Origin of the sequence: Massilia sp. X63, from assembly GCF_041023745.1 — a bacterium.
GTDB lineage: Bacteria > Pseudomonadota > Gammaproteobacteria > Burkholderiales > Burkholderiaceae_D > Telluria.
In genome coordinates, this window is sequence record NZ_JBFTEF010000045.1 from 1 (window position 1) to 1,054 (window position 1,054).

Here is a 1,054-nt window from a genome sequence, read left to right on the forward strand (position 1 = left end):
CCCATCCCGAACAGGACCGTGAAACGACTTTGCGCCGATGATAGTGCTGCAACCAGTGTGAAAGTAGGTTATCGTCAGGCTAGTTATAAGAAAAAGCCCATCCAGTGATCTGGATGGGCTTTTTTGCTTTGTACAATCCGCATTGCGGATCCTCGCCCTGGTGGGGTTTTGCTTTGTACGCTTCTTCGTGCGCGTCGATTTATCGAGCGAATGCCATTGCCCCTCGACCGACTTGGGTCTCGGCCCGCGCCGGGGCGACGGGTAGCCCGCGCGGGCGCCGGCAGCGTGGTGTTGGTCGGATCTTTCGCCAGCTGGTCGACCGCTGCCTCATCGGTCGAGTCAGGCAATTCGCGCTCCGCCGTTGAGGCGCAGTGCCAGCTTGTCCCAGAAGCGGTCGTGTGCCGGCAGCAGAAGGACGTTGCAGATCGGCTCGAGCACAGCTGCCATCCCGCCGAAGGCCAGCGAGCCGGTGGCCGCCACCATGACGGAAAACGCAACAAGCATATGCATGGCAGTTTGGCTCAGCTTTTCTGCAGTGATACGCAAGTAGCGATCGCCCTCGTCTACCGCACATGCACGGATTGCAGCCCAGGCTTTTTCATGGAGGGGAAGGAGCAGCACGTTGATGACCGGTTCGATAACGATCGCCAGGCCGCCGAGCACGGCCGACCCTGTGACTGCGTAGGCAATAGTGAACGCAATCGCCATATGGGCAAGGACCTGGCTGCTTTTCTTGGCAACAATAACCATGCTTGTACCTCTCCTGCTTCGTTAACACTGCAATGGACAAATGATAGCGATTCTTATTCATAGTAAAAAATGAATTATTTTGAATTGTTTGATAGCCTCTATCTATTGTTTGCTGTGCCTCGGGAGCAATGGCGTGCAACGGGCTCGGGATTTACCACTTGCCACGCATGCCTGCTCTTTGCTATAGTCTCGTTTCTCCGACGCGCAACGCCGCTTTCAAAGCAGCGACAAGCGAAAGAGAAGAGGGGTTGACGAGTTAAGCGAAACATTGCATAATCTCACTTCTCTGCTGCTGACGAACACA

At 55.3% G+C, this 1,054-nt stretch carries 1 protein-coding gene; it reads right to left on the bottom strand.

Features of this window, described 5'->3' with window-relative positions:
• Positions 1-339: 339 nt before the first annotated feature.
• On the bottom strand, positions 340-750 hold the full coding sequence (locus AB3347_RS25860) for a DUF2061 domain-containing protein (protein ID WP_369094520.1): 411 nt from the start codon (positions 748-750) through the stop codon (positions 340-342).
• Positions 751-1,054 lie beyond the last annotated feature (304 nt).